19 protein-coding genes, 16 tRNA genes and 2 rRNA genes are annotated in these 25,189 nt (G+C 47.3%); 35 read left to right on the top strand and 2 right to left on the bottom strand.

Features of this window, described 5'->3' with window-relative positions:
- The 34 genes from M3202_RS14640 to M3202_RS14475 form a co-directional block, all read left to right on the top strand.
- A 23S ribosomal RNA gene (locus M3202_RS14640) occupies positions 1–822 on the top strand; the annotation flags it as partial.
- Positions 823–1,021: 199 nt separating this feature from the next.
- A 5S ribosomal RNA gene (gene rrf / locus M3202_RS14635) occupies positions 1,022–1,137 on the top strand.
- 14 nt (positions 1,138–1,151) lie between these two features.
- A tRNA-Ala gene (locus M3202_RS14630) sits at positions 1,152–1,227 on the top strand.
- Between the two features lie 14 nt (positions 1,228–1,241).
- A tRNA-Ser gene (locus M3202_RS14625) sits at positions 1,242–1,334 on the top strand.
- Positions 1,335–1,577: 243 nt separating this feature from the next.
- Positions 1,578–1,651, top strand: a tRNA-Met gene (locus tag M3202_RS14620).
- 7 nt (positions 1,652–1,658) lie between these two features.
- Positions 1,659–1,735, top strand: a tRNA-Asp gene (locus M3202_RS14615).
- Positions 1,736–1,752: 17 nt separating this feature from the next.
- Positions 1,753–1,834: transfer RNA gene (locus tag M3202_RS14610), tRNA-Tyr, on the top strand.
- Positions 1,835–1,849: 15 nt separating this feature from the next.
- A tRNA-His gene (locus M3202_RS14605) sits at positions 1,850–1,925 on the top strand.
- Positions 1,926–1,940: 15 nt separating this feature from the next.
- Positions 1,941–2,015, top strand: a tRNA-Gln gene (locus M3202_RS14600).
- 4 nt (positions 2,016–2,019) lie between these two features.
- Positions 2,020–2,091: transfer RNA gene (locus M3202_RS14595), tRNA-Gly, on the top strand.
- A 10-nt stretch (positions 2,092–2,101) separates the two neighbouring features.
- Positions 2,102–2,178 (top strand) — tRNA-Arg (locus tag M3202_RS14590).
- A gap of 175 nt (positions 2,179–2,353) precedes the next feature.
- A tRNA-Gly gene (locus tag M3202_RS14585) sits at positions 2,354–2,424 on the top strand.
- Between the two features lie 20 nt (positions 2,425–2,444).
- A tRNA-Ile gene (locus tag M3202_RS14580) sits at positions 2,445–2,521 on the top strand.
- A gap of 133 nt (positions 2,522–2,654) precedes the next feature.
- Positions 2,655–2,729: transfer RNA gene (locus M3202_RS14575), tRNA-Asn, on the top strand.
- A gap of 1 nt (position 2,730) precedes the next feature.
- Positions 2,731–2,821: transfer RNA gene (locus tag M3202_RS14570), tRNA-Ser, on the top strand.
- Positions 2,822–2,823: 2 nt separating this feature from the next.
- Positions 2,824–2,898 (top strand) — tRNA-Glu (locus tag M3202_RS14565).
- A 190-nt stretch (positions 2,899–3,088) separates the two neighbouring features.
- Positions 3,089–3,164 (top strand) — tRNA-Lys (locus M3202_RS14560).
- An 11-nt stretch (positions 3,165–3,175) separates the two neighbouring features.
- A tRNA-Leu gene (locus tag M3202_RS14555) sits at positions 3,176–3,257 on the top strand.
- A gap of 315 nt (positions 3,258–3,572) precedes the next feature.
- Entirely contained in the window at positions 3,573–4,565 is a 993-nt protein-coding gene (locus M3202_RS14550) for a LacI family DNA-binding transcriptional regulator (RefSeq protein WP_251224055.1), read from the top strand.
- A 22-nt stretch (positions 4,566–4,587) separates the two neighbouring features.
- The gene (rbsK, locus tag M3202_RS14545) at positions 4,588–5,490 is read left to right on the top strand and encodes a ribokinase (protein WP_285890509.1); all 903 of its coding nucleotides are present in this window, start codon (positions 4,588–4,590) and stop codon (positions 5,488–5,490) included.
- Between the two features lie 41 nt (positions 5,491–5,531).
- Positions 5,532–7,043, top strand: coding sequence for a sugar ABC transporter ATP-binding protein (locus M3202_RS14540; protein ID WP_251224053.1), 1,512 nt, complete (start codon positions 5,532–5,534; stop codon positions 7,041–7,043).
- Positions 7,040–8,002, top strand: a complete 963-nt coding sequence (locus M3202_RS14535) for an ABC transporter permease (protein WP_251224052.1) — start codon at positions 7,040–7,042, stop codon at positions 8,000–8,002. Before M3202_RS14540 ends, M3202_RS14535 begins: the two co-directional genes overlap by 4 nt.
- Complete coding sequence (locus M3202_RS14530; protein ID WP_251224051.1) at positions 7,999–8,943, top strand: ABC transporter permease; 945 nt, start codon at positions 7,999–8,001, stop codon at positions 8,941–8,943. Before M3202_RS14535 ends, M3202_RS14530 begins: the two co-directional genes overlap by 4 nt.
- 19 nt (positions 8,944–8,962) lie before the next feature.
- Complete coding sequence (locus M3202_RS14525) at positions 8,963–9,997, top strand: autoinducer 2 ABC transporter substrate-binding protein (protein WP_251224050.1); 1,035 nt, start codon at positions 8,963–8,965, stop codon at positions 9,995–9,997.
- Positions 9,998–10,011: 14 nt separating this feature from the next.
- Entirely contained in the window at positions 10,012–10,524 is a 513-nt protein-coding gene (locus M3202_RS14520; RefSeq protein WP_251224049.1) for an ureidoglycolate lyase, read from the top strand.
- A gap of 15 nt (positions 10,525–10,539) precedes the next feature.
- Positions 10,540–11,856, top strand: coding sequence for an ArgE/DapE family deacylase (locus M3202_RS14515; RefSeq protein ID WP_251224048.1), 1,317 nt, complete (start codon positions 10,540–10,542; stop codon positions 11,854–11,856).
- 20 nt (positions 11,857–11,876) lie between these two features.
- Positions 11,877–12,611: a glutamine amidotransferase gene (locus tag M3202_RS14510; protein ID WP_251224047.1), complete on the top strand. Its 735-nt coding sequence runs from the start codon at positions 11,877–11,879 to the stop codon at positions 12,609–12,611.
- 161 nt (positions 12,612–12,772) lie between these two features.
- Positions 12,773–13,480 carry a response regulator transcription factor gene (locus tag M3202_RS14505; protein WP_251224046.1) on the top strand — a complete coding sequence of 236 codons (708 nt, stop codon included), beginning with the start codon at positions 12,773–12,775 and terminating at the stop codon, positions 13,478–13,480.
- Complete coding sequence (locus M3202_RS14500; RefSeq protein ID WP_251224045.1) at positions 13,477–14,478, top strand: sensor histidine kinase; 1,002 nt, start codon at positions 13,477–13,479, stop codon at positions 14,476–14,478. Before M3202_RS14505 ends, M3202_RS14500 begins: the two co-directional genes overlap by 4 nt.
- Before the next feature lie 93 nt (positions 14,479–14,571).
- Complete coding sequence (locus tag M3202_RS14495) at positions 14,572–15,336, top strand: ABC transporter ATP-binding protein (protein WP_251224044.1); 765 nt, start codon at positions 14,572–14,574, stop codon at positions 15,334–15,336.
- Positions 15,311–17,182: an ABC transporter permease gene (locus M3202_RS14490; protein ID WP_251224043.1), complete on the top strand. Its 1,872-nt coding sequence runs from the start codon at positions 15,311–15,313 to the stop codon at positions 17,180–17,182. The genes M3202_RS14495 and M3202_RS14490 overlap by 26 nt, the downstream gene beginning before the upstream one ends.
- 45 nt (positions 17,183–17,227) lie before the next feature.
- Positions 17,228–17,869, top strand: a complete 642-nt coding sequence (locus M3202_RS14485) for a copper amine oxidase N-terminal domain-containing protein (RefSeq protein ID WP_251224042.1) — start codon at positions 17,228–17,230, stop codon at positions 17,867–17,869.
- Positions 17,870–18,110: 241 nt separating this feature from the next.
- A complete protein-coding gene (locus M3202_RS14480) occupies positions 18,111–19,496 on the top strand; it encodes an aspartate aminotransferase family protein (RefSeq protein ID WP_251224041.1) in 1,386 nt (461 codons plus the stop codon).
- An 18-nt stretch (positions 19,497–19,514) separates the two neighbouring features.
- Positions 19,515–20,369 (top strand): MurR/RpiR family transcriptional regulator, encoded by an 855-nt coding sequence (locus tag M3202_RS14475; protein ID WP_251224040.1) that lies wholly within the window; start codon positions 19,515–19,517, stop codon positions 20,367–20,369.
- Positions 20,370–20,585: 216 nt separating this feature from the next.
- Here M3202_RS14475 and M3202_RS14470 read toward each other — a convergent pair whose 3' ends face one another.
- Together M3202_RS14470 and M3202_RS14465 are read right to left on the bottom strand one after the other, a co-directional pair.
- Positions 20,586–22,550 (bottom strand): TRAP transporter permease, encoded by a 1,965-nt coding sequence (locus tag M3202_RS14470; RefSeq protein ID WP_251224039.1) that lies wholly within the window; start codon positions 22,548–22,550, stop codon positions 20,586–20,588.
- A gap of 114 nt (positions 22,551–22,664) precedes the next feature.
- Positions 22,665–23,702: a TAXI family TRAP transporter solute-binding subunit gene (locus M3202_RS14465; RefSeq protein WP_251224038.1), complete on the bottom strand. Its 1,038-nt coding sequence runs from the start codon at positions 23,700–23,702 to the stop codon at positions 22,665–22,667.
- A 218-nt stretch (positions 23,703–23,920) separates the two neighbouring features.
- Between M3202_RS14465 and M3202_RS14460 the strand changes: the two genes are divergently transcribed.
- Positions 23,921–25,183: an L-lactate MFS transporter gene (locus M3202_RS14460; protein WP_251224037.1), complete on the top strand. Its 1,263-nt coding sequence runs from the start codon at positions 23,921–23,923 to the stop codon at positions 25,181–25,183.
- Positions 25,184–25,189 lie beyond the last annotated feature (6 nt).

The raw sequence follows: 25,189 nt of genomic DNA, 5'->3' as shown, positions 1-25,189 counted from the left end.
TGTAGCTTGATATTGGATGTTGGTACAGTTTGTACAGGATAGGTAGGAGCCAGAGAAGTCGGAGCGCCAGCTTCGATGGAGGCGTCGGTGGGATACTACCCTGACTGTGCTGACATTCTAACCTCGAGCCGTGATCCGGTTCAGGGACAGTGTCAGGTGGGCAGTTTGACTGGGGCGGTCGCCTCCTAAACAGTAACGGAGGCGCCCAAAGGTTCCCTCAGAATGGTTGGAAATCATTCGCAGAGTGCAAAGGCATAAGGGAGCTTGACTGCGAGACCTACAAGTCGAGCAGGGACGAAAGTCGGGCTTAGTGATCCGGTGGTTCCGCATGGAAGGGCCATCGCTCAACGGATAAAAGCTACCCTGGGGATAACAGGCTTATCTCCCCCAAGAGTCCACATCGACGGGGAGGTTTGGCACCTCGATGTCGGCTCATCGCATCCTGGGGCTGAAGTAGGTCCCAAGGGTTGGGCTGTTCGCCCATTAAAGCGGTACGCGAGCTGGGTTCAGAACGTCGTGAGACAGTTCGGTCCCTATCCGTCGCGGGCGCAGGAAATTTGAGAGGAGCTGTCCTTAGTACGAGAGGACCGGGATGGACACACCGCTGGTGTACCAGTTGTTCCGCCAGGAGCATAGCTGGGTAGCTACGTGTGGACGGGATAAGTGCTGAAAGCATCTAAGCATGAAGCCCCCCTCAAGATGAGATTTCCCATGGAGTTAATCCAGTAAGACCCCTTAGAGATGATGAGGTTGATAGGTCTGGTGTGGAAGCGTGGCGACACGTGGAGCTGACAGATACTAATCGGTCGAGGACTTATCCAAGCTATTCTTGACACTTGTACAATCATGATCTAGTTTTGAAGGAATCAAGATATGTTTATAAAACATATCGTATTGATCAAAGAGAACCAAGACATTCGAGGAAGCAAATGGCTGAGGAATGGAGCGTACATCAGTACGTGACATGACCGAAGACCATGAAGCTGACAAAGAAGGTCGCCGGTTATCTGAAGATCAAAAGTCCGGTGGCGATAGCGAAGAGGTCACACCCGTTCCCATGCCGAACACGGTCGTTAAGCTCTTCAGCGCCGATGGTAGTTGGGGGCTTCCCCCTGCAAGAGTAGGACGTTGCCGGGCGATACATATAATAGGGGGCCTTAGCTCAGCTGGGAGAGCGCCTGCCTTGCACGCAGGAGGTCAGCGGTTCGATCCCGCTAGGCTCCACCATATTAATTTTTAATGGAGGAATACCCAAGTCCGGCTGAAGGGATCGGTCTTGAAAACCGACAGGCGGGTTAAACCGCGCGGGGGTTCGAATCCCTCTTCCTCCGCCATAATTTCTTTATTCTTAAGCCAGCCAATGGTAAAATGAGAATAATGGTTATCATTTAAAAAATGGACAAGTTGAAGAGAAAGCATCATTCAAGTACTTTTTAACGACGCGGGGTGGAGCAACAAGCAAAGCATCCGCCGAAACAGCGGCGAGTAAACTCGACGCATGAAAGCTTCCTTGAATAGTCAGGAAGAGGAGAGTTCTAATCTCCTTTGAGAAACATCATCCGAATACTTAATAACGACGCGGGGTGGAGCAGTCTGGTAGCTCGTCGGGCTCATAACCCGAAGGTCGGCGGTTCAAATCCGTCCCCCGCAATACCATTGGTCCGGTAGTTCAGTTGGTTAGAATGCCTGCCTGTCACGCAGGAGGTCGCGGGTTCGAGTCCCGTCCGGACCGCCATTGTACGATCTTATAGTGGAGGGGTAGCGAAGTGGCTAAACGCGGCGGACTGTAAATCCGCTCCCTCCGGGTTCGGCGGTTCGAATCCGTCCCCCTCCATTTTATTAGTGTGTGGCGATTGTGGCGAAGTGGTTAACGCACCGGATTGTGGTTCCGGCATTCGTGGGTTCGATTCCCATCAGTCGCCCCATTTATACATATGTATTGGGCTATAGCCAAGCGGTAAGGCAACGGACTTTGACTCCGTCATGCGCTGGTTCGAATCCAGCTAGCCCAGCCATTTCGCGGAAGTAGTTCAGTGGTAGAACACCACCTTGCCAAGGTGGGGGTCGCGGGTTCGAATCCCGTCTTCCGCTTTAATAATAAGCGCCCTTAGCTCAGCTGGATAGAGTGTTTGACTACGAATCAAAAGGTCGGGAGTTCGAATCTCTCAGGGCGCGCCATTTATTTTCATCATTCCTATGCGGGTTAGTTTAGTGGTTGAAACCTCAGCCACGAGCAACACGATCGTGAAAGTCTTCGAGTTGCCTCGACGCATCAACTTCGAAGGGTAGCTGGCAGAGGAAGAGGCATGTAGGTCGCGTGCTGAAATAATTGAGAATATTAATTGAAAAATGTGCGGGTGTAGTTTAGTGGTAAAACCTCAGCCTTCCAAGCTGATGTCGTGAGTTCGATTCTCATCACCCGCTTTTTGATTTTTAGCTATTGGGGGCCTGTAGCTCAGCTGGTTAGAGCGCACGCCTGATAAGCGTGAGGTCGGTGGTTCGAGTCCACTCAGGCCCACCATTCCCACAGTAGCTCAGTGACGAGCCTAAGCATCGTCGAAAAGCCTCGAGTTGCCTCGATACAGCAGGCAGCGGAGCTGTTAAAAGGAAGAGACTGGTATCGCAAGCGTGCGATGAAAAAATGACAATGATATTCCACAGTAGCTCAGTGGTAGAGCAATCGGCTGTTAACCGATCGGTCGTAGGTTCGAGTCCTACCTGTGGAGCCATGGAGAAGTACCCAAGTGGCTGAAGGGGCGCCCCTGCTAAGGGTGTAGGTCGCGCGAGCGGCGCGAGGGTTCAAATCCCTCCTTCTCCGCCAGTGGCCCGTTGGTCAAGCGGTTAAGACACCGCCCTTTCACGGCGGTAACACGGGTTCGAATCCCGTACGGGTCACCATTGATTCCATGACATCACTGAAAAACAGCAAGAGCCATTAGCTCAGTGACGAGCAAAGCTTCTGTGATAATCTTCGAGTTGTTCCGACGCATCTACATCAGAGCGCTGCGGGAAGAGGAAGGAACAGGCAAAACATCGAAGTGAAGCATCGTCCGTAATCATCATGAAAATCATCACTGAAAAACAGCAAGAGCCATTAGCTCAGTTGGTAGAGCATCTGACTTTTAATCAGAGGGTCGAAGGTTCGAGTCCTTCATGGCTCACCATTTTGTAATATGCGGGTGTGGCGGAATTGGCAGACGCGCTAGACTTAGGATCTAGTGTCTTATGACGTGGAGGTTCAAGTCCTCTCACCCGTATTATGAAAAAGCCGTAAGACAGATCAATATGATCTGTCTTACGGCTTTTTTGTTAGTGGTTTTAGATTTTACGAATAAAAAGCGCGTCAGGTAATCTGACGGATAAGTAGATATCCTCTTTATGTCCGTTATAATGAAGTTAACTGATATATGTAACGGGTTACAGTTTTTCAGAAAATCAGTTGACATTATGACAAAGCATAATTATACTGAAAATTAAAAATAATCTTTATATTATAATATTTTTTATTGAGAGATGTGTAACGGGTTACAGAATTTATATAGCTGATGTGTAACCCGTTACACAAAAGGGAGGTGTTTCCAACAACTATTCGTGAAGTTGCCAAACGTGCTAATGTGTCCGAAGCGACGGTCTCGAGAGTCATTAATAAGAAAGGTTATGTCGGAAAAGAAACATTGAAGAAAGTCGAAGCGGCAATTGCTGAACTGAACTATACACCTAATGAGGTCGCTCGAATGTTGTTCAAGAAAAAATCGAATACGATCGGTCTCCTGATTCCAGATATTACGAACCCCTTTTTCCCGGAATTAGCAAAGGCGGTTGAGGCAGTGGCGCAGAGGCTAGGATATTTGTTGATTCTTTGTAATACGGAGTCCAATCCGGAAACAGAAAAAAAATATGTAAGAGAGCTGACGCATAAATACGTCGACGGACTAATCATTATGAACCAGAACAATGAGGACATTACTTATGATGAACTTCCATTTCCAACATTGTTTCTGGATCGGGTTCATGATAAACGGGTGCTTTCCGTTTCCTCCCAAAATAAAGAGGGAGGACGGATTGCGACCGAATATTTGCTGCAGACTGGCAGCAAGCGAATCTTGCATATTCGCGGCCCACATAATGTGACAACGGCGACGGAGAGAGCAGAAGGCTATCAGGAAGTTATGAAAAAAAACAATCTTGCAGCTCATGTGATGGACTGTGATTATGCCACAGAGGCTGCTTATCAATTAGGTAAATCGTTATTTAAAAAAGCGGTCGAGTATGATGCGATTTTTGCTGGTAATGATTTAATTGCTGCCGGTGTATTGATGGCTGCCAAAGAGTATCAGATTTCAGTTCCAGATGAGTTGCAAATTATTGGCTATGATGGGATTGATCTTTGTAAACATACGAGTCCCCAGCTGACGACAATTCAGCAGCCGATTTATAAGATGGGTGAGCAGGCAGCGATCTTACTTATCGCCCAAATTGAAAATCAGCTGCAGGAGAAAGAAAGCAGTAGCCATTCCTTCCCGGTGGAATTGATCCAACGGGGCACAACAAAGCCACTGAGGTAGTAGCAAGGGAGAGAGAGATACATTGAAAAATATATGTTTAAAACCGCATGTCGTAGTAGTGGGAAGCATCAATATGGATTTTGTCGTAACTGCGGCAAAGTGGCCGACCCCGGGCGAAACGATAGTAGCTACGAGCTTCAATGTTTTTCCGGGGGGGAAGGGCGCCAATCAGGCTGTTGCCTCTGCTCGCGCTGGAGCAAAAGTATCCTTCGTCGGCGCGGTCGGTGACGATGATCTAGGGCAAAATGCATTGCACAATTTAGAAGCTCATTCCATTAATACAAAGCATGTGCATGTGAACGAAGAATGTAATACCGGCAAAGCGTTAGTGACGGTAGTCAATGGCGAGAACTCAATCATTATTGATGAGGGGGCAAACGGCAGCTTAAATGAAGTCCACATTGAACAGCTTACAGCACTTTTTACAGAAGCGGATATTGTTTTAATGCAAAATGAAATTCCATTTCGAACACAGGAAAAGGTTGTTGAGGTGTGCAGAGAAATCGGTGTTCCAGTTGTGTATAATCCTGCTCCCGCACGTAAACTGTCACGACCGTTTCTCGAAAAAGTACAGTACTTGACGCCAAATGAGCATGAGCACCGGGCGATTTTTTCAGCGGATAAGCACATGCAAACGGCTTTTCAACAGAAAGTGATTCAGACGAAGGGCAAGGATGGAATTGACTTCTGGGTTAATCATGATTTGCGGCATATTGACAGCATGAAGGTTACTGTTGTCGATACAACCGGCGCGGGTGATACGTTTAATGGAGTATTAGCAACTGAGCTAGCACGTGGTTATGAGCTGGAGCAGGCCGTGGTGACTGCAAACATCGCAGCTGCGCTTTCGGTACAAAAAAAAGGAGCTCAGACGGGAATGCCAACGGAGACTGAAATCGCCAAAGCTGTAAAAAAGCTTAAATGAGAGAGCTTTTTTAGTGAACGCATCAAGAAGGGGAGGGTAACATGACAAGTTTGATCTTAAAAATGTCTGGGATTGATAAATCCTTCCCAGGTGTAAAAGCATTATCGAATGTCGACCTGGATCTTTATAAAGGGGAAGTACACGCCTTAATGGGAGAGAATGGAGCAGGGAAGTCGACCTTGATGAAGATTCTCTCCGGTCTTTATCAACCGACAGACGGGACGTTTTATGTAAAAGGAAAGGAAGTCCGGTTTCAATCACCTGCAGATGCTGAAGACGCTGGTATTTCAATGATTCATCAGGAGTTTAATCTGTTTCCAAACTTAACGGTGGCCGAGAATATTTTTATTGAGCGTTCTTCGATTTTAGGAAAAGCAGGCCTGATCAACTGGAAATCCATGTACAACAAAGCCCAGGAACTGATCGAATCATTGGGGGCAACGATCGATGTCCGCGATAAGGTGCAGGATTTAAGTGTGCAAAGCCAACAGGTTGTTGAAATCGCCAAGGCGATCTCCTTTGATGCTGACATTTTGATTATGGACGAGCCTTCAGCTGCCTTGCCGGAAAATGAAGTGAAAAATATGCTGGAGGTTGTCAGGCGATTAAAGGAAAAAGGGGTGGCGATTGTGTATGTCTCCCACCGAATGCCCGAAGTATTTGAAATTGCAGATAAAGTGACAGTGTTACGTGATGGAAATAAAATTGCGACAAAGCCTGTGCAGGAGACGACCCAGAGTGAACTGATCAGCATGATGGTCGGGAAGGCGGTGGACGAGCTTTATCCGAGCAAAACGAAAGCGATCAGTGAGGACGTTGTGCTAGCAGTGCAGGATCTGGAAATCACCCCTCGCCATCAGGTGAGCTTTGAGTTAAGGAAAGGTGAGATCGTTGGTCTGTTCGGTCTGGTGGGGGCAGGTACCCACAATGTCGCCCAGCGTTTGTTCGGCTTAAAAAGAGGCGGAGGAACAATCAGCATTAATGGGAAAAAGGTAAAAATCAGCAGGCCAAAACAGGCAAAGAAGAATGATATTGGCTATGTGCCGCCTGACCGTCATCGTCATGGTCTCGTAAAGGAAATGACTGTCCAAGAAAATTTGACGCTAACCATCCTCGAAAAATTATCTTACTATTCGAAACTGAACAAAAAGAAAGAAAAAGAAATCATTCAAACATATATTCAGGATTTGCAAATTAAAACACCACACGAGAAACAGGTCGTCAATTTACTCAGTGGAGGAAATCAGCAGAAAATTGTTCTTTCAAAATGGCTCGTCACCCATCCAAAGATTTTAATTTTGGAGGAGCCGACGCGTGGGGTTGATGTCGGAGCAAAAGCGGAAATCTATGCACTGATTCAAAAGCTGGCAAATGAAGGGATGAGTATCCTCTTTATCTCGACTGAAATGCCAGAGGTCATAGGGATGAGTGACCGGATTCTCGTGATGCACGAAGGAGCAATTGTGAAGCAATACAGCTATGGCGAAGTCGAGCAAAATGAGCTTTTGGCGATTGCTTCGAGCCCGGGCGGAATTGAGGTGAAAACAACATGAAAAGAATTATGAGCATTCATGAGGCACCGATTATCTTGTTTACATTGATTGTCTTTTTCATCTTTACGACCCTCTCTCCCAACTTTCTACAAATGTCGAACTTGCAGACGATTCTCCTGCAAATTACGATAACGGGAATTATTGCGATTGGGATGACAATGGTCATTTTATTAGGAGGGATGGATCTATCCGTAGGAGCGGTGCTTGCCCTTGTCGCGACTATTGTTGGTCTGCTGGTGAATGCGGGAGTGAATATGTGGCTCGCTGTCTTACTCGGTATTGTGGTAGGGGCATTATGTGGGGCTATTAACGGCTTCATTATTACGATGTTCAATATTCCGGATATTATCACGACACTGGCGACAATGTATATTTTTCGTGGCATTGCTGTATTCGTTAGCGGTGGCGTGTGGGTGACCAACTTTCCAAAGGAATTCGAATTTCTGGGACAGGGAAAATTACTCGGCATTTCTTTTCCGGTGCTTGTCCTGTTTGTCTTGGCGTGTGGCTTTATCCTGATCCTCGGATTTACGAGATTCGGCCGACGAATCTATGCGATTGGCGGGAATAAGAATGCAGCCCGTCTTTCCGGGATGGCGATGAAGCGGACAAAGTTTTTTGTCTATTTGTACAGTGGGATGCTCAGTGCGGTTGCCGCGGCGATCTATGCTTCAAACGTCGGAAGCATACAGGCGTCCACTGCCGCGTTAAATATCTCCTTTGATGTGATTGCTGCCGTTTTAATTGGCGGTGCGAGCATTTTCGGCGGAACTGGTACAATCGTCGGCTCGATGTTTGGTATTTTATTGCTCGGCATTATTCAGAACGGTGTGATCATCAGCCAGTTTTCTCCCTATTGGGTTGATGCGATTACCGGTTTGCTAATCATTGTCGCGATTATTATTAATTCATTAAAGAGGTGGAAGGATAGCTTGAAACTGGAGGGTAAGCTCAAATGATCACGATAATGAAAAAAACGATCCACCCTTTCGTCAATAATCAAATTGTGATATTGTTACTGCTTTTAGTTGGACTGAGTCTTTTCTTCCGCCTTCAGTCTCCGTACTTCCTGACACAGGGAAATATTTTCAACATTTTAAGCCAAATTGTTGAAATTGGACTGATTGCAATTCCGATGACCTATGTGATTATTTCAGGAAACATGGATTTGTCGGTGGGCTCGATTATGGGATTAGCCGCTGTTGCTTTAGGGATGTTTCATACGATGGCCGGTCTTGATATTTGGCTTAGTGTGATCCTCGCTCTTATCGTCGGGATTTTATGCGGGGCTTTAAATGGATTGCTCATTGCCAAGTTCAAAATGCAGGCAATCGTTGTCACCATCGGAACAATGGTTATGCTGCGCGGCTTCATTTATGTTCTGACTGAAGGAAGGCCGATCAGCGGCTATCCGCCGGAATTTTACTTTTTAGGACAAGGTCAGCTGGGCGGTCTCCCGTTTAATACGATTGTACTCGTTATTGCCTTTGTATTAGCGTATTACCTCATACGTCAGACGCGCTTCGGCCGCTATACGTATGCGCTAGGGAACAACGAAGAGGCTGTTCATTTTTCCGGAATTAACGAAGTTCGAACTCGCTTTATCATTCTAGTCTGTAATGGCTTCTTTGCTGCTCTTGCCGGGGTCTTTCTCGTTTCACGCCTTGCTACGGCAGAAGCGACAACTGGAAGCGGGATTGAGCTTTCTGTCATTACAGCCGTTTTAATCGGTGGTACCCATATTTTCGGCGGAAGAGGAAGTCTGGTCGGAACAATGATCGGTGTTGTCATTATCGGTGTATTAAATAATGGTTTGAACTTAATGGGTGTCTCAAGTTTGTTCCAAATGGTTATTTTAGGGTTGTTTATTCTAATTGCTGTAAGCAGGCAAAAATCATAAACGAAATGAGGAAGAAAAAATGAAAAAATGGTTAGTTGCTAGTCTATCAATCTTTACTGCTTTTACATTAGTAGCGTGTGGGTCTGAGGATCAGCCAAGTCCGGCAGAAGAAGGCGCCGGTGAAGAGGTGGCAGAGGGAACAAACTCTTTCTTTATTAATCCGAAATCAATTGGTCCGGCTTATTTTACAGCAGCTGAACGAGGTGCTGAACAGGCTGGGGAAGATCTAGGTGTGGAAGTTATTTTTAACGCTCCAACGGAAACGAGCTCTTCTGATCAAATTAATATGATTCAGGACATGATGATCCGGGAAGTCAGTGGGATTGGGATTTCACCGAATGATGGAGAAGCGGTTGTCCCGGTCATTGGGAGAGCGATCGAACAGGGGATACCGGTTGTCACATGGGACAGTGACGCGCCTAATTCAGAGCGGGCGTATTATGTCACACCAGCGACTGATGCAGAATTAGGAGAAGCATTTGCAGAAGAAATTGCTAATCAGATTGGCGGAGCCGGAGATGTGGCATTTATGGTTGCAGGATTGGGCTCGACAAACCAAATCGATCGTGTCGATGCGGCGGAAGCTTATTTTGAGGCAAACTATCCGGACATCAATATCGTCACTGTAGTAGCAAGCGACGACGATCAGCAACGTTCTTATGATAATGCACAAAATCTGTTAAATACGTATCCAGAGCTTGATGGAATTGTCGGCTTCGCCGGTGGAGAGCCTCCGGCAGCTGCCCAGGCTGTTGCTCAGGCGATTCAAAATGGCAGTATCGAAGCTGGTTCGATTGCAATCACAGGTTTTGCCGTCCCTAGCTTAGTTGAAAATTACATTGAAGAAGGGATCATTGAAAAGATTATTACATGGGACCCGGCCATGCTTGGTTACGTTTCTGTATATGTTTTAAATGAATTAGCGAATGGAAACGAAATTCCGGAAGGTGAACTGGAAATTGCGAATATCGGCAGCGTCAGAGTGGAAGGACAGAACATCTTTACTGGAACGATTGATTTAACAGAAGAAAATATCGGCGAATTTGATTTTTAATCCGGAGGTGATGAATGATGGAAACGATTCAGGTCGAACCGCTTACAGATTCAAGCTTTGAACCATACGGGCGCTGCTTCGAAATCCCCGACGCCCCTCCTTCAAAAGAAGGAGAGGGGTGGGATTGCTGGAGTTATCTTGCGAATATGGAAGCCACAACCCGCGTCGGGGTCGGGATGGTCAGAACGCAGAAAAGAGAGCTGATTGTCGATTCAATGGAACGGCATGTCAGCCGTGAGGAAATTTTGCTTCCTTTGTATGATGAGATTATTCAGCCGGTCGGATTATATCGTGATCTTGCAGATCCTGAGGAAGCACCGGATATTCAAACAGTGAAATGCTTTCTCTTAAAGCCCGGTCAAGGCATTATAATCGGAAAAGGAATTTGGCATAGTCCGGCCTATCCGGTAAACAGGGATACTGATTATTTATTTATGATCGAGAACAAAAAGGATGCTTTCGGGGATGAAATGATCAACCCGTGGGAGAGGTTCATCGGTGAGCGGAAATTTAAAATGAGAGTATAGAAAAGAGGATGTCATATGAATGAAAAAGAGAGAGTGCTAAGTTGGATTGATGAGCATCACGATGACATTTTGACGACGTTAAAAGAACTCATCAACATTCCCAGTGTCAACCCCTGGTTTGGAGAAGCGACAGAGCTTTCGGACGAAAAAGGGGTGCAGGCGTATATTGCAGATAAGATGAAAAAGCTTGGGGCAGAAGTAGAGCAATGGGAGCCAAATGCGGATGCTTTGCGTGAATATGAAGGAAGAGCAGGCTACTATCCAGGAAGAGACTTTACGAACAGACCGAACCTTGCGGCGACCTTCAAAGGAGAAGGTGATGGAAACTCTCTGCTCCTGTTTGGACATATTGATGTCGTGAAGGAAGGATCAAATTGGACGAAGCCGGCATTTGCCGCCGAAATTAGTGATGGTAAACTATATGGCCGCGGTGCTGTCGATATGAAGGGTGGCGTCGCCTCCATGATCTCGGCGGTAGAGGCTTTAAAAAAGACGAATGTGCCATTAAAAGGCGATGTAGTAGTCGGTACCGTTGTTGACGAGGAAGCCGGCGGGATGGGCGCTCTCGATTTTATCGCCCAGGGCTATCGCACTGACGGATGCATTTTGACAGAGCCGACCTCGCTGCAAATTGCGCCATTATGCCGCGGCATCTTATGGGGGAAGCTGATTATCAAAGGACGGGCTGGTCATATTGAAATGCCGAAAGCCGACTGGAAAGATGGCGGAGCAGTTGATGCGATTGAGAAGGCTAAGCTGGTGATGAAAGGGATTGATGAGTTAAATGAAAAATGGAGTGTGGAAAAAACACACCCACTTTTGCCCATCCCTTGTCAAATTTATCTTGCTCAAATCCAGGGCGGTGAATATCCAACGGCTTATGCGAACCGTGTTGAAATTACGTTTAATGCGCAATACTTGCCATCTGAGAGGGATGCCAATCTTCTTGGTGGCAAGGTGAAGGAAGAAATCGAGACCTTGATGAAAAAAGTTGCGGAGCAGGATTCCTGGTTACAAGCCAATCCAGTTAAAATTGAATGGCTGATTGATGCCGATTGTGCTGAGACAGACAGTGAACATCCATTTGTTCAACAGTGTGCTCATTCCCTTGAGCAGTTGGACAGAAAACCCGTTATCGAAGGGCTTTGTTTTCATACCGATATGGGCTGGCCGGTGAACGTGGGCATTCCGACGATTAACTTCGGCCCAGGGGACCCGCGAATGGCTCACCATAGTGATGAATTTGTTCCGGTCGACGAAGTGATTGAGGCGACGAAAGTGATTGCGCTGACGATGATAGACTGGTGCAAGGTGAAAGAAGAAAGCGACTAACAATAAAGGAGTTAAACAAGATGAAACTATTATTTATTGGTGAATCATGGGTGATTCATATGATTCATACGAAAGGTTATGACAGCTTTACTTCAACAAAGTACGAAGAAGGAGCGACACAGTTGCTAACTTGTTTAAAGGACGAAGGGATTGATGTCACTTATGTCCCGGCTCATGAGGTGCAGGTTCGCTTCCCGTGTACACTCGAAGAACTGAAAGACTATGATGCAATCGTGATCAGTGATATAGGAGCCAACTCATTCCTTTTGCAAAACAGCACCTTCTATCAGATGGAAATCGTCCCAAATGCATTGGAACTGATCAAGCAGTTTGTCGCAGAGGGCGGCGGATTGGCGATGATTGGCGGTTATCTATCGTTTATGGGCATCGAAGGAAAAGCGAATTACAAAAACTCTCCATTGGCCGAAGTGCTGCCGGTACTGATGGAAGATGGTGATGATCGTGTTGAAATGCCACAAGGTTTCCGGCCCGAGTTGGCTAAGAAGCATCCGCTCGTGGACGGATTTGGACAATGGCCAACCTTGCTTGGCTATAATCGCTTGAGCGCCAAAGAAAATACAGACATTCTATTACAACATGAAGCAGACCCTATTTTAGTGCTCGGCTCATATGAAAAAGGGAAAACGGCGATATTCGCCAGTGACTGCGCACCTCATTGGGGTTCCCGTGAATTTGTAGAGTGGAAGCATTACTCCACGTTTTGGGGAGGGTTGATGAAGACGTTGGTTAAATAGATTTTTGAATGAAGGAACAGCAGGCGGGAACAAAGCCGAGTGTAGGCCCGGGTCAAAAGGTGGAATCCACTTTTTGACCCGGGCTCTTTTCGCGGAGCTTTAAGCCCTTTGTCGAAACGACGGTTCTGTGCCATAATGATTTTGGACAAAGAGGTGACAACATGCAAAAGATTATGATTATCGAGGACGATCCGAAAATTGCCGAGCATTTGCAGTCTTATCTGCTTAAGTATGGCTATGATGTGAAAGTGGTTGAAGATTTTTTACGAGTATTGAATGCGTTTACCGAATATCAGCCTGATTTGGTGCTGCTTGATATTAATTTGCCGAGCTATGACGGCTACTACTGGTGCCGGCAAATTCGCAAGGAATCGATTTGCCCTGTTATTTTTTTGTCTGCGCGAATTGGTGAAATGGATCAGGTGATGGCATTGGAAAATGGAGGCGATGATTATATTACGAAGCCGTTTCACGCCGAAGTGGTGGTCGCCAAAGTACGAAGCCAGCTGCGCCGCGCCTATGGGGAGTATGCGGTGCAAAGAGAAGAACGGGTATTAACGAAAGAGGGGTTAACCCTTTATCTTGAGAGGCTGGAATTGACGGTTGCCGATAAGACGGCATCGTTATCCAAAAAAGAAGCGGATATTATTGAAAGCTTGCTGGAACGTTATCCGCGCATTGCCGGCCGGGAGGATCTGCTGGAGAAGCTGTGGGACGATCAGGCCTATGTCGACGAAAATACATTAAACGTTAATATCGCCCGAGTCAGGAAGAAATTTCAGGAACTGGGCTTGCCTGATGCTGTGGAAACGGTAAGAGGCGCGGGATACCGGCTAAACGTTTCCTCGTTAAAAGGAGAAGAGCAATGATATTATTCCTCAGAGAGCATTTTCTTCTGGTTCTTGTTCAAGTCATTCAGTCCGCTATCATCTTCGGCCTTTATTGGCTTGCTGGAAATCGCAATTTAAGTGTCGCCCTTTATGGGGTTTTTCTCGGCTTCTTTTTTTTAACGTGCTATTTGATTTATCACTACTACAGTCGCCGGTTGTTTTACAAAAGACTGAGCGAGTCGCTTTTATCGCTGGACGATTCCATCCGCAGTACGGAACAAAGCCCGATCTCCGTCGCGCTAGATACGTTGTTGAAAAATCAGTACAAGCATTACGAGACACAGATTAAAAAAGTAGAGCATCAGCAGGAAGAACATCTCAAGTATATCAATCAATGGGTTCATCAAATGAAAACACCTCTCTCTGTGATTGAATTAACAGCGCAAGCACTGGACGAACCGGATTCCTCAAATATTCGTGAAGAAACGCAGCGTATGCAGACGGGATTAAATACTGTACTTTATATGGCGCGGCTCCGCTCGATTGAGCAGGATTTTCATATTAAGCCGGTGTTATTGACCAAGATTGTCAATGAGGTGAACGGAGAGAATAAGCGGTTTTATATTCGTAATAAAGTCTACCCGAAGCTGGACGTGGAAAGTGAAGGAATCGTTGTCGAAACGGATGAAAAATGGCTGCTTTTCATCGTATCCCAGCTTATTCATAATGCGGTGAAATATTCGAGTGGCAAAAGCAATAACATCATCATTTCGATTTATGAGAGAGGGAAAGAGGCTGTCCTCGAAGTGAAGGATTTTGGTGTCGGGATTCCGGAAGTAGATAAAAAGCGGGTTTTTCAGCCTTTCTTTACCGGAGAAAACGGCCGTCTTTTTCGGGAATCGACAGGAATGGGACTCTATGTCACGATGGAGGCTGCGAAACACCTTGATCACCGGATCGAGCTGGAGTCGGAACAGGGCGAAGGGGCGACTTTCCGAGTTGTTTTTACGCCGACGCAAAACCTTACAAGCATGTAAGGAAAGTGAAAGCTGAATCAATAGTACGGGAGAGGGCAGCGGCGCTATACTAAATCACAGATCAAATGAATGGAAGCGAAAGGAGATTCTGTGATGCTGGATGTGAAACAAGTAAGTAAAATCTATGATGGCAAAATGACATACCGCGCGTTAACAGATATTAACCTAACAATTGAGACAGGAGAATTTGTCGGGATCATGGGTCCGTCAGGCAGTGGAAAAACGACGTTGCTGAATTTAATTGCGACCATTGATGAACCGACAGCCGGCGAGGTGCTGATTGATGGGAAAAATCCTCATCAGTTAAAAAAAGATGAGTTGGCTAAGTTCCGCCGTCGTGAATTAGGCTTTGTCTTTCAAGAGTTTAATCTTCTTCATACATTAACGGTAGAGGAAAACATTGTCCTCCCGCTAACATTGGATGGACATAAGGTGAAGGACATGAAGCAGAAGGCGGCTGAAATTGCTGAAAAGCTCGGGATTACCGGTATTATGAGCAAAAGAACCTATGAAATTTCCGGTGGGCAGGCACAGCGGGCGGCTGTGGCGAGGGCAATGATTCACACGCCGAAATTGCTGCTTGCGGATGAACCGACGGGCAATCTTGATTCAAAATCATCGAAGGATGTCATGAGCATGCTGGAATCAATCAATCAGCAGGAGCGGACGACGATGATGCTCGTTACCCACGATCCTCAAGCGGCGAGCTATTGCAACCGCGTCGTCTTTATCCGTGATGGTAAGTTGTATTCGGAAATTCACCGCGGCGAGAACCGGCAATCGTTTTTCCAAAAAATAATCGATACACTTTCGCTCATGGGAGGGGATGCACATGACTTTTCGCAAATTCGCGTTTAACAATGTGCTCCGCAATAAACGGCTTTATGCGGCCTACTTCCTGAGTAGCATGTTTACGGTGATGGTCTTTTTTACGTTCGCTATTTTTGCTTATCACCCCGCCTTGAGCGGCAGTGAGATGAATTCGAATGTCCAGCAGGGAATGAATATTTCCGCAGGGATCATCTATGTTTTCTCGTTTTTCTTTATTCTCTATTCAATGAGCTCTTTTTTACAGTCGCGCAAAAAAGAATTCGGTTTACTAATGCTCCATGGGATGGCGGTCAGGCAAATCCGCATGATGGTTTTTTTGGAGAACATGCTCATCGGCTTCTTTGCGACAATTGGCGGAGTTGGCCTTGGGCTCGTATTCGCCAAAGCGATCCTGCTCGTTGCGGAAAATATTCTCGTCATCGGGGACGAATTGCCGTTCTACCTCCCGACGCAGGCGGTTGGGTTAACATTCGTTTCCTTTATCGTGCTCTTCTTTGTCATTTCTCTATTTGTTTCTTATGTACTCCGGACTAAGAAGCTGATTGAATTAATAAAGGGTGCTAAAAAATCAAAGGGCGAGCCGGCAGCCAACCGTTTCTTGGTTATATGTGCCGTCGTTTTGCTCGGAGCGGGATATGGAGTTGCCTTGCTCGTAGAAGGCGTGGTCGTCCTGGCGGCGATGCTGCCAGTCATTATTGTCGTGACGATCGGAACGTACTTGCTATTTACGCAATTAAGCGTGTTTATCATTCGCCGCTTGAAAAAAAACGAAGCGATGTTTTGGCATAAAACGAATATGCTGTTATTTTCTGATCTTTCCTTTCGCATGAAAGACAATGCCAGGACGTTTTTTATGGTCGCGATGGTCTCGACCGTCGCATTCAGCGCGATGGGAACGTTGTACAGCTTCCAAAGTGTTTCTACGAGCTATACAGAAATGAGATATCCGAATACCTTTGCCTATTTGGAAAGTGATGAGGGGGATGTCGAGAAAGACATTGCCTTGGTAGAAACCGTGCTGGCTGAGGAAAAGGTTGAAACGGACAAGGCGCAGATGGTGCTTAGCTATTATGAAGTTGCTGGAGACCAGATTTTACTAGCGAGACAGTCTGATTTTAACCGCTTTGCCGAACTGATTGGTGAAGAGGAGCTTGAATTGGAAAATGGACAAATGATGGTCGTCGAATTTGAAGGGATGGCTTATGACCAAACAGAGGAACTGCTCGGCCAGACAGTACCTTTAGCAACGGGTGTTCATGTGACGGCCACTGATTCGATTGAATCGAGAGCGCTTCCGGAAGTCGATTCTTATTTTGTTGTAACGGATCATGATTTTTCGGAGCTTCTTCCTGCTCCGGTAGAGGAAAGAAGCTATCATGTCTGGCAGGCCGCAGATGGAGACCAGAGGATACTGAATGTGGCTGAAAGAGTGTATGAGGAGCTTCCGCTTTCCTCTATTTCCTCTGGAGATTACGAAGTGTATCAAACGAAAAGAGGCTATGCGCCGATCATGTTTGTCGGGCTGTTCATCGGACTTGTCTTTTTTGTGGCTGCCGGGAGCTTTCTCTATTTCAGGCTTTATATGGATGTGGCTGAAGATAAAGAGAAGTTCAGGGCGATTGCCAAAATGGGATTAAGTGTAACAGAATTGAAAAAGGTGCTCAGCCGGCAAACCGCCCTGCTGTTTTTTGCGCCGATCGTGGTCGCTTTGATTCACGGTGCTGTCGCGCTCACAGCTTTATCACATTTGTTTTACGAAAGCTTGGTCAGGGAATCGGCAATTGTCCTCGGCTCGTTCCTGGTGATCCAAATCATTTATTTCTTTATCGTCCGCTTCTTCTATACGAAACAAATTCAGGCGGAAATTACGTAATTTCGATGGGGAAAATATGATCATACGCCGAAAGGTAATGCTATAATGAAGGAAAACGTTCAGAGGGTAGGGAAAGTGTTGAAGAAAGTTTGGGCATGTTTACTAGGATGTTTATTTATAGTTTGCAGTGGCGCGGCTGCAGCGTATGCAGCACCGAAAGAAATCGCCGTGTTTATCGAGGCAGACCGCCATCAATTTGACCAGGCTCCAGTCATTGAGCAGGGAAGGACTCTTGTTCCTTTAAGAGGAGTCTTTGAAGCATTAGGGGCAACGGTGAAATGGAATCAAAAGGCCCAAACCGTAACCGCTAAAAAAGGAGACCAAACGATTGAGCTGGTGATTGGAAAGAAGCAGGGCAAACGAAACGGACAAGCTTATTTCCTCGATGTACCGCCAAAAGTAATTCATGGCCGGACAATGGTGCCGCTTCGATTTATTAGCGAAGCGTTAGGCTATGAGGTGAAGTGGGATTCGTCGATCCAAACTGTTTTTATAGGAACGGATGACGCTGCGATAAAAGTAATTAAACAGAAGCTGCAAAAGGAAACAGATGATGTAAGGGCATGGCTTGGGCAAAAGGATCCTGTTCTTGTGACTGACGAGGTAAATGGAAACGGCCAGGAGCCGGACGGCATTCTGTTTTGTGAAAAAAATGTCAAGCAAACGATGAAGCCTTTATGTTTATAGTATGAAGTCCAACTCCGGAGCGGACATCCCGCTTACCGTTGAGGCAAAGCCAACAGTGTACCTATCCTGGTCGCTGTTGGCTGTTTTTATTTTGACATCGTTTCTTTCAAAGAAGGATCGGCTTCATTGAGGAATTTTCATGAAATTTATCATTCAAAAATAGGTAGAGGCATAAGATAGAAAACCGTCATTTTCATATCTATATAAGGAAAAGAAAAAACGTAAGGTGAGGGATGAATGGATGGCGATGGGAGAAGGCACAAGGCCGGAATACGAATATACAGTGAAAACGTCCCATTCGAAAGCGTGGATTGAACAGGCGAAACAGGTAATGCCTGGCGGGGTAACGGCCAATATTAAGCATTTTGCGCCCTATCCACTTGTGATGAAAAAAGGCAAAGGAGCCTTTATTACGGATGTCGACGATCGACAATACGTCGACTATTTACTTGCTTACGGGGCATTAATGCTCGGGCACGGTCATCCTGAGATGAAACAGGCGATAGATGAGTTGCTCGCAGATGCCGGAACATTCTTGTTTGGTGCCCCGCATCCGTTGGAAGTGACGTTTGGTCAGGAAATTCAACGGCTTTATCCGAGTATCGAGCGGCTCCGTTACACGAACTCCGGAACCGAAGCAACGCTTTTAGCCGTGCGGCTTGCGAAGGCCTACACAAATAAAACGCGGCTTGCCAAGTTTGAAGGGCATTATCATGGGGGATACAATGACGTTCTTTACAGCGTCAATCCGCCGCTTTCAGAAGCCGGACCGGCAGATGTCCCCTGCGCTGTCCAGGAATCGATGGGCATTCAGGAAAAGGAGCGAGAAGCGCCGCTTATTTTACCGTTTAACAATCTAGCTGCCTGTGAGCGCTTATTGCGGGAACATCAGGCTTCGCTTGCGGCTGTAATCATTGAACCGTTACAGGGCGGATTTATCCCGGCGACACCCGGGTTTATCACAGGTTTACGAAACATAACGAAAAAGCTTGGCATTTTGCTCATTTTTGACGAAGTGAAAACGGGCTTTCGCATTACGCTTGGCGGTGCTGAGGAATGGTATCAGGTGAAGCCGGATCTGACAACGCTTGGGAAAGTGATCGGCGGCGGATTTCCGTTCGGCATTACAGGAGGCCGGAAAGAGATTATGGAGCTGACGTCTCCGGCGGCAGGAGCGGATCTGTTTGAGCAATCCGGTAGTCGCTTTTCACGGGCAAAGGATGTTGTTTTTCACAGCGGCACGTACAATGGTCACCCGCTAATTTTAGCAGCAGGACTAAAAACGATTGAAGTGCTTCAAAGAGAGATCGACAGTGTCTTTGCCGTTACCGATACGCTTAAGCAGGAACTGGAAGCTTTGTTTAAGCGAAAAGGAGTACCGATGAAGGCGGTTGGCACCGGTTCGATCTTTAATGTCGTCCTAACAGAACATGACATCCTCAATTATCGCGATCTTCAAGCGTCCGATCTTGCCATCCGGAAAATGATCGACCTGCTTTTGTTAAATGAGGGCATCTATACGAAGCCTCTGAATCGCTACAGTTTATCCACGGCGCATACGGAGCGGGAGGTGGAGCGGACAATCGCGGCGTATGACCGGGTTTTATCGCGGCTCGTGGGAGGGTGACGCAAAGGAGTGATGCCTGTGTTAAGCAATGATGTGTATAGACGGATTATGGAGCGGCAAGAAAACATGAGCAAATCACAAAAGAAAATTGCCGGTTATTTGGTTCAGCACCCGGATACTGCCCCTTTTTTGACAGCATCCAAATTGGCAAAGCATGCAGCGGTGGGCGAAGCGACGGTGATCCGCTTTGCGGTTTTCTTAGGCTACGAGGGCTATCCGGATATGCAGCGCCATTTGCAGGAGGCGCTGCAAAAGAAAATGACATCGGCCGAAGTGTTTGCCCGGACGACGGACCGGGATGAGCGGCCGGCCCACGCCTTCGCAGAAATTGTAACGGATGACATCGCTAATTTGCGGGCGACATTGCGGCAAATTGAGCCGGAACAGTTTGAGCGGGCTGTTGAGCGTATGATAGGGGCGAAGCGGATTTATGTCATTGCTTACCGCAGTGCGGCAAGTCTCGGACATTTTTTAACCTTTTATTTAGATCTCGTTTTACAAAATACTGAATTGGTTGAGCAGGCTGACGGTGTCTCAGAACATCTGCTTGATATTACTGAGGATGATCTTGTCATCGGCTTTGGCTTTGCCCGTTACACGAAACGGACGGTTGAAGTATTAAAATATGTCAAGCAGCGGGGAGCTAACACGATTGTCATTACCGATCACGCCCTATCTCCGCTCGTTCCATACGGCGACCACGTTTTGCTGGCGGCGACAGAAATCAATTCGTTCATCGATTCCTTTGCGGCGCCCCACAGCATTGCAAGCGCGTTGATTACGGCCGTTACGCGCTCAGAACACGAAAAAGTCCAGCTGCGGCTGCAGCAGCTGGAAGAGCTGTGGGCCTCTTTCGACGTATTTTATGAATAATGGAGATATCCTGGCGGTTCCTAATGCCATAGAGCTTGAGACAAAACTAGCTTTGGACCTACTGGCAATGGCTTCACACGCCACAAGCCCGTTGTGAGAAACGGGCTTTAAAAGATCGTGGCGGTTCCGCTCATTGCTTAGAGAGGCTGGGAAAAAGGTCAAACAACAACCTTTTGTCCCAGCCTTGTCATCCACCGCTTCCCCCTTTCTGCGGCTTTAAGCAGTTGCCTGCTTTTCGTCTTTCCCACGTTTCCGTAAAAGCTGGATACCGGCGATGGCAAGCACGACAATCAATCCAGCAATGGAAAGAAGCCCCGGGAAGATTAAGGCAACGCCGGCAATGAATAAGAAAATACGCTCCACTATGTTTGTCGTGTTCACGAAATAGTTCATCATCGCCGCGCTGACTGCGGCCATCCCGAGAAGCGCTGTTCCGAGTGCGATTGCGATATCCAGTACATTCGCGTCGACTAATAAGAGCACTGGATTATACATAAAGGCATACGGAACGATAAAAGCAGCAATCGCCAGCTTAACGGCAGTTGCTCCAGCTTTCATCGGGTTAGCTCTGGCAATCCCGGCCCCGGCATAGGCGGCGAGACAGACAGGCGGGGTAATATCGGCGACAATGCCGAAATAGAACACAAAGAAATGGGCGGCAATCAGCGGAACATTGTCAAACGCCATCAGTGCCGGAGCGGCCATTGAAGCCGTTACGACATAGTTTGCTGTCGTCGGTAACCCCATTCCGAGCAGGATGCAGGCGATCATCGTGAAAAACAAGACAAGCAGGAAAACGCCTCCGGCAAGGTCGATAATCCCTCCGGCAATTTTTCCTCCTAACCCCGTTGTCGTGACGATCCCGGCAATAATTCCGGCGGTGGCACAGGCGGCGATAACAGGTAAGGCGATTCGCGCCCCCTGCTCGAGCGTATCGATGATGTCACGAATACCCATTCGTGTATCTTTGCGGAATAAGCTGACGAAGAAGGCGGCGCCGATTCCAAAAAGAGCAGCCCGTGTCGGTGAGAAACCGAGGTAGAGCATAATGATGATCGCGGCGAGCGGCGCGAGCAAATCGAGCCGTTTGAGAATGCCGTTTAATGAAGGCAGCTGCTCTTTCGGTAACCCATGAATGCCTTGTTTCTTTGCTTCGAAATGGGTACCCATAAACACACCGGAAAAATAGAGAAGAGCAGGAATAATAGCAATTAAAATAATTTCCTGGTAGGGGATGGCCGTATTACTTGCCATAATAAAGGCCGCCGCCCCCATGATCGGCGGCATGATCTGTCCGCCGGTTGAGGCGGAAGCTTCTGCAGCGGCTGAAAATTCCGGCTTGAAGCCAGCGCGCTTCATCATCGGAATCGTAAATGAGCCGGAGCTGACGGTGTTGGCGACAGAGCTGCCCGTAACCATTCCTTGAAGTCCGCTGGCCGTGACGGCAGCCTTCGCCGTTCCACCTGTCATTCGTCCCGTCGCGCCAAAGGCCAGGTCATTGAAAAACTGGCCAATTCCCGTTTTTGTCAGCATCACCCCGAAAAAGAGAAAAAGGAAAATGAAGGTGGACGAAATGCGGATTGGCGTGCCAAAGATCGCTTCCGTATTAAAAAACATTAACGTCATGAGCCGCTCAAAATCAAAGCCGGCATGACGGAATTGGGCGACCGGAAAATGCTGTCCAAACAGCCCGTACAATAAGGCCGCCCCAGCGATAATAACAATCGGCAACCCGACCGCCCGTCGCGTCGCCTCGAGAACGAGCAGCACGCCGAGCGTGGCCACGATTATATCGACGTCACTGTAGCCGAGAATTTGCACCTGATTGCTTGTCAGCCGTTCGTATTCAAACACGATATAAAAGTTTACCGTTAGAGCAAGCAGGGCAAGGACGCCATCATACCACGGAACACCCGCTTTTTTCAGCATCGAACGCTTGAGTGGGTACAAAATATAAATCAACGATAATCCGCCGGCTAAATGGATCGCACCTTGAATGAGGCTGACATAGGCGCCGCGAAATGATGTATACAGCTGAAAAAGAGTGAAGGTGATCGCGAGGATCGAGACGACCCATGCCCATTTTTGCAGGTTCGTGCGGTAGTTTGATTCTTTATCATATTTCCGCAAAATTTCTTCAGCGTTTTCGACCGTTGCCGGTTCGAGCTGTTTTTCTTTCATTCAGCTTTCACCACCTTAATAGTCATGAAATGGATCGACTCTTGGAAAACGACAGGGAAGGAAGAAGAGGCAAAAAAAGACTGGACAGCGAGATGCCCAGTCTCTTTGCGCTCATCAGTCAATCAATCCCTGCTCTTGAAAATACGCTTCGGCACCTGGATGGAATGGCAGGCTTTCAGAGCCGAGCAGAACGTTGTCCATTGTCATATGTTCTCCTTGCGGGTGGGTGATGCTATCCGTATTTTCATATAATCCTTTCACGATCTCATAGCCGAGTTCTTCGCTTACCTGGTCAAGAGAACCGACAAGAATCGCATAAGCAGTAACTGTACTTACAGGTTCGTCAAGGAAATCATAAGCATCTGCCGCGATTTCATAGCCGCCGTAATCACTGTTCTCTTCAACATAGGCGAGCGCCTCTCCTTCAATTGGTAAAATGACAACCTCGCGTTGAAGGGAAAGCTCAGCTGTTGTGCTGTCCGGCAAGCCGAGAAGCCCGAAAGAAGCATCAAGCTGACCGTCCTGAATGCGGGCCGCGGCGTCGCCGAAGCCTTCTTCGAACGGCTCATAGTCGCCGTCTTCAATTCCATAAGCTTCGAGAATCAGACGAGCCGCTGACTGTGTCCCGCTGCCGGCTGGTCCGATCGCGACGCGCTTTCCTCTAAGGTCCTCTATGGAAGTGATTCCCGAGTCGGCCGTTGTGACGACCTGCATCACTTCCGGGTAAATATAGCCTAAGAAACCGAAGTTATCAACGACTGCTCCTTCAAAATCTCCTTCCCCAGCCATTGCTTCAATTGCCGGGATGTGAACCGTCATACCAAGCTGCATTTCACCGCGGAAAATTTGCCCGAGGTTGTCAACCGAGGCGCCGGAGGCCACGGCACTGACGTTAAATCCATCATAGTCGACGTTTGCATTTAAGACGTTGGCGATTTCCTGGCCGAGCGGATAATATGTACCGCCAGTACTCCCTGTTCCTAGCTGCAAGTCTGTTTCGTAGTCACCTGCCGGCTCCTGCTCTTCGCCTGTATCAGCTGTCTCATCACCTACTGGCTCTTGAGGCTCTGGCTCGGCCCCGCCGCCACATGCTCCTAAGATTAGTCCAAGTGAAAGAAAGCCCGCTGATAGAAAGCCCAGTTTTTTCTTCATCAAATTCCCCCTTTTTTCTATTTACTATTTCGTACGCGTTTTCCATCGCCTATATTCCCATTTTAATCTGAATTTTCTTATAATGTCAAAGAAATGGGAAAAGTTTTATGGGAGAAAATCCGACAATTTCCATATGCTGCAATTCCTTTCTTGTTTATAAGTATCAAATGAGCGAAGACGTTCATACTAACACTAACTTTTTTTAAAGGAGTGGGAAAATGGACAGACCCAAAAAAAATCGTTGGTTCATTGCGTTGTCCGCTATTTTCATTCATCTCTCAATCGGGTCTGTGTATGCGTACAGTGTTTTTCAAACACCGTTACATACTGAACTGGGTTGGGAAAGCACAACCGTGACGATCGCCTTTACGATTGCGATCTTCTTTTTAGGGATGTCAGCCGCTTTTTTTGGCAGATTTGTTGAGGAGAAAGGACCGCGTGTTTCCGCCTTTTTATCGGCTATTTTGTTCGGGTTGGGACTAATTGGGACAGGGATGGCGATAAATGTCGGAAATGTCTATCTCTTTTATTTGACGTATGGCGTTCTTGGCGGAATTGGGTTGGGGATTGGCTATATAGCCCCGGTATCGACATTGGTCAAATGGTTTCCTGACCGGCGCGGTCTGGCAACCGGGATGGCGGTGTTTGGGTTTGGAGCCGGGTCGCTGATCGCCAGTCCGGTAGCGGCCCAGTTAATTGAACGAATCGGGACGGCAAATACGTTCTTTCTTCTTGGCGCTGTCTATTTTGCTCTGATGGTTCTTGGAGCTGCCTACATTGTCCGACCGCCTGAAGGATGGATGATGTCCTCGCAAAAGGAAGAAGAGGCTGGCAAGCTCGTCAAAAGGGCGGACTTGTCGCAGTTGACTGCAAACGAAGCGATCAAAACAAAGCGCTTTTGGATGCTGTGGTGGATGATGTTTATTAATATTTCATCCGGCATCATGCTCATTTCTGTCGCCTCGCCAATGGCGCAGGAGAAAGTAGGGATCTCGGCCATCGCCGCGGCGGGAATTGTCGGCGTGATGGGCTTGTTTAATGGAGGGGGAAGAATTGCCTGGGCATCTTTCTCGGATTATTTAGGACGAGAAAACGTCTATCTCATTTTTTTCATCGTCCAGCTTATTTCATTTTTCATCCTGCCAACGATTACGAGCGCGGTTATGTTTCAAATCCTGATGTATGTAATCGTCTCGATTTACGGCGGCGGCTTTGCGTCGTTACCGGCTTTTATCGGCGATTTATTTGGCACGAAGCAATTAGGCGCGATTCACGGCTATTTGCTGACAGCCTGGGCTTTAGCAGGTGTCCTTGGCCCGATGGTCGTTTCGTTTATCCACACAACGACAAACAGCTATGATCAAACATTTTATATCTTTGCCGCTTTAATTGCCTCAGCTCTCGTCGTGACGATCTTTTTAAAGCGGGAGATTAAAGCGATTCGCGCAGGCAACAATGAACCACATGCTAGTGCGACGTGATTGGTC

The organism is Halalkalibacter oceani (assembly GCF_023715605.1).
Lineage (GTDB): Bacteria > Bacillota > Bacilli > Bacillales > Bacillaceae_D > Halalkalibacter > Halalkalibacter oceani.
Note: the sequence above shows the minus strand (reverse complement) of the source record. Positions and strands in the feature narration are given on the sequence as shown.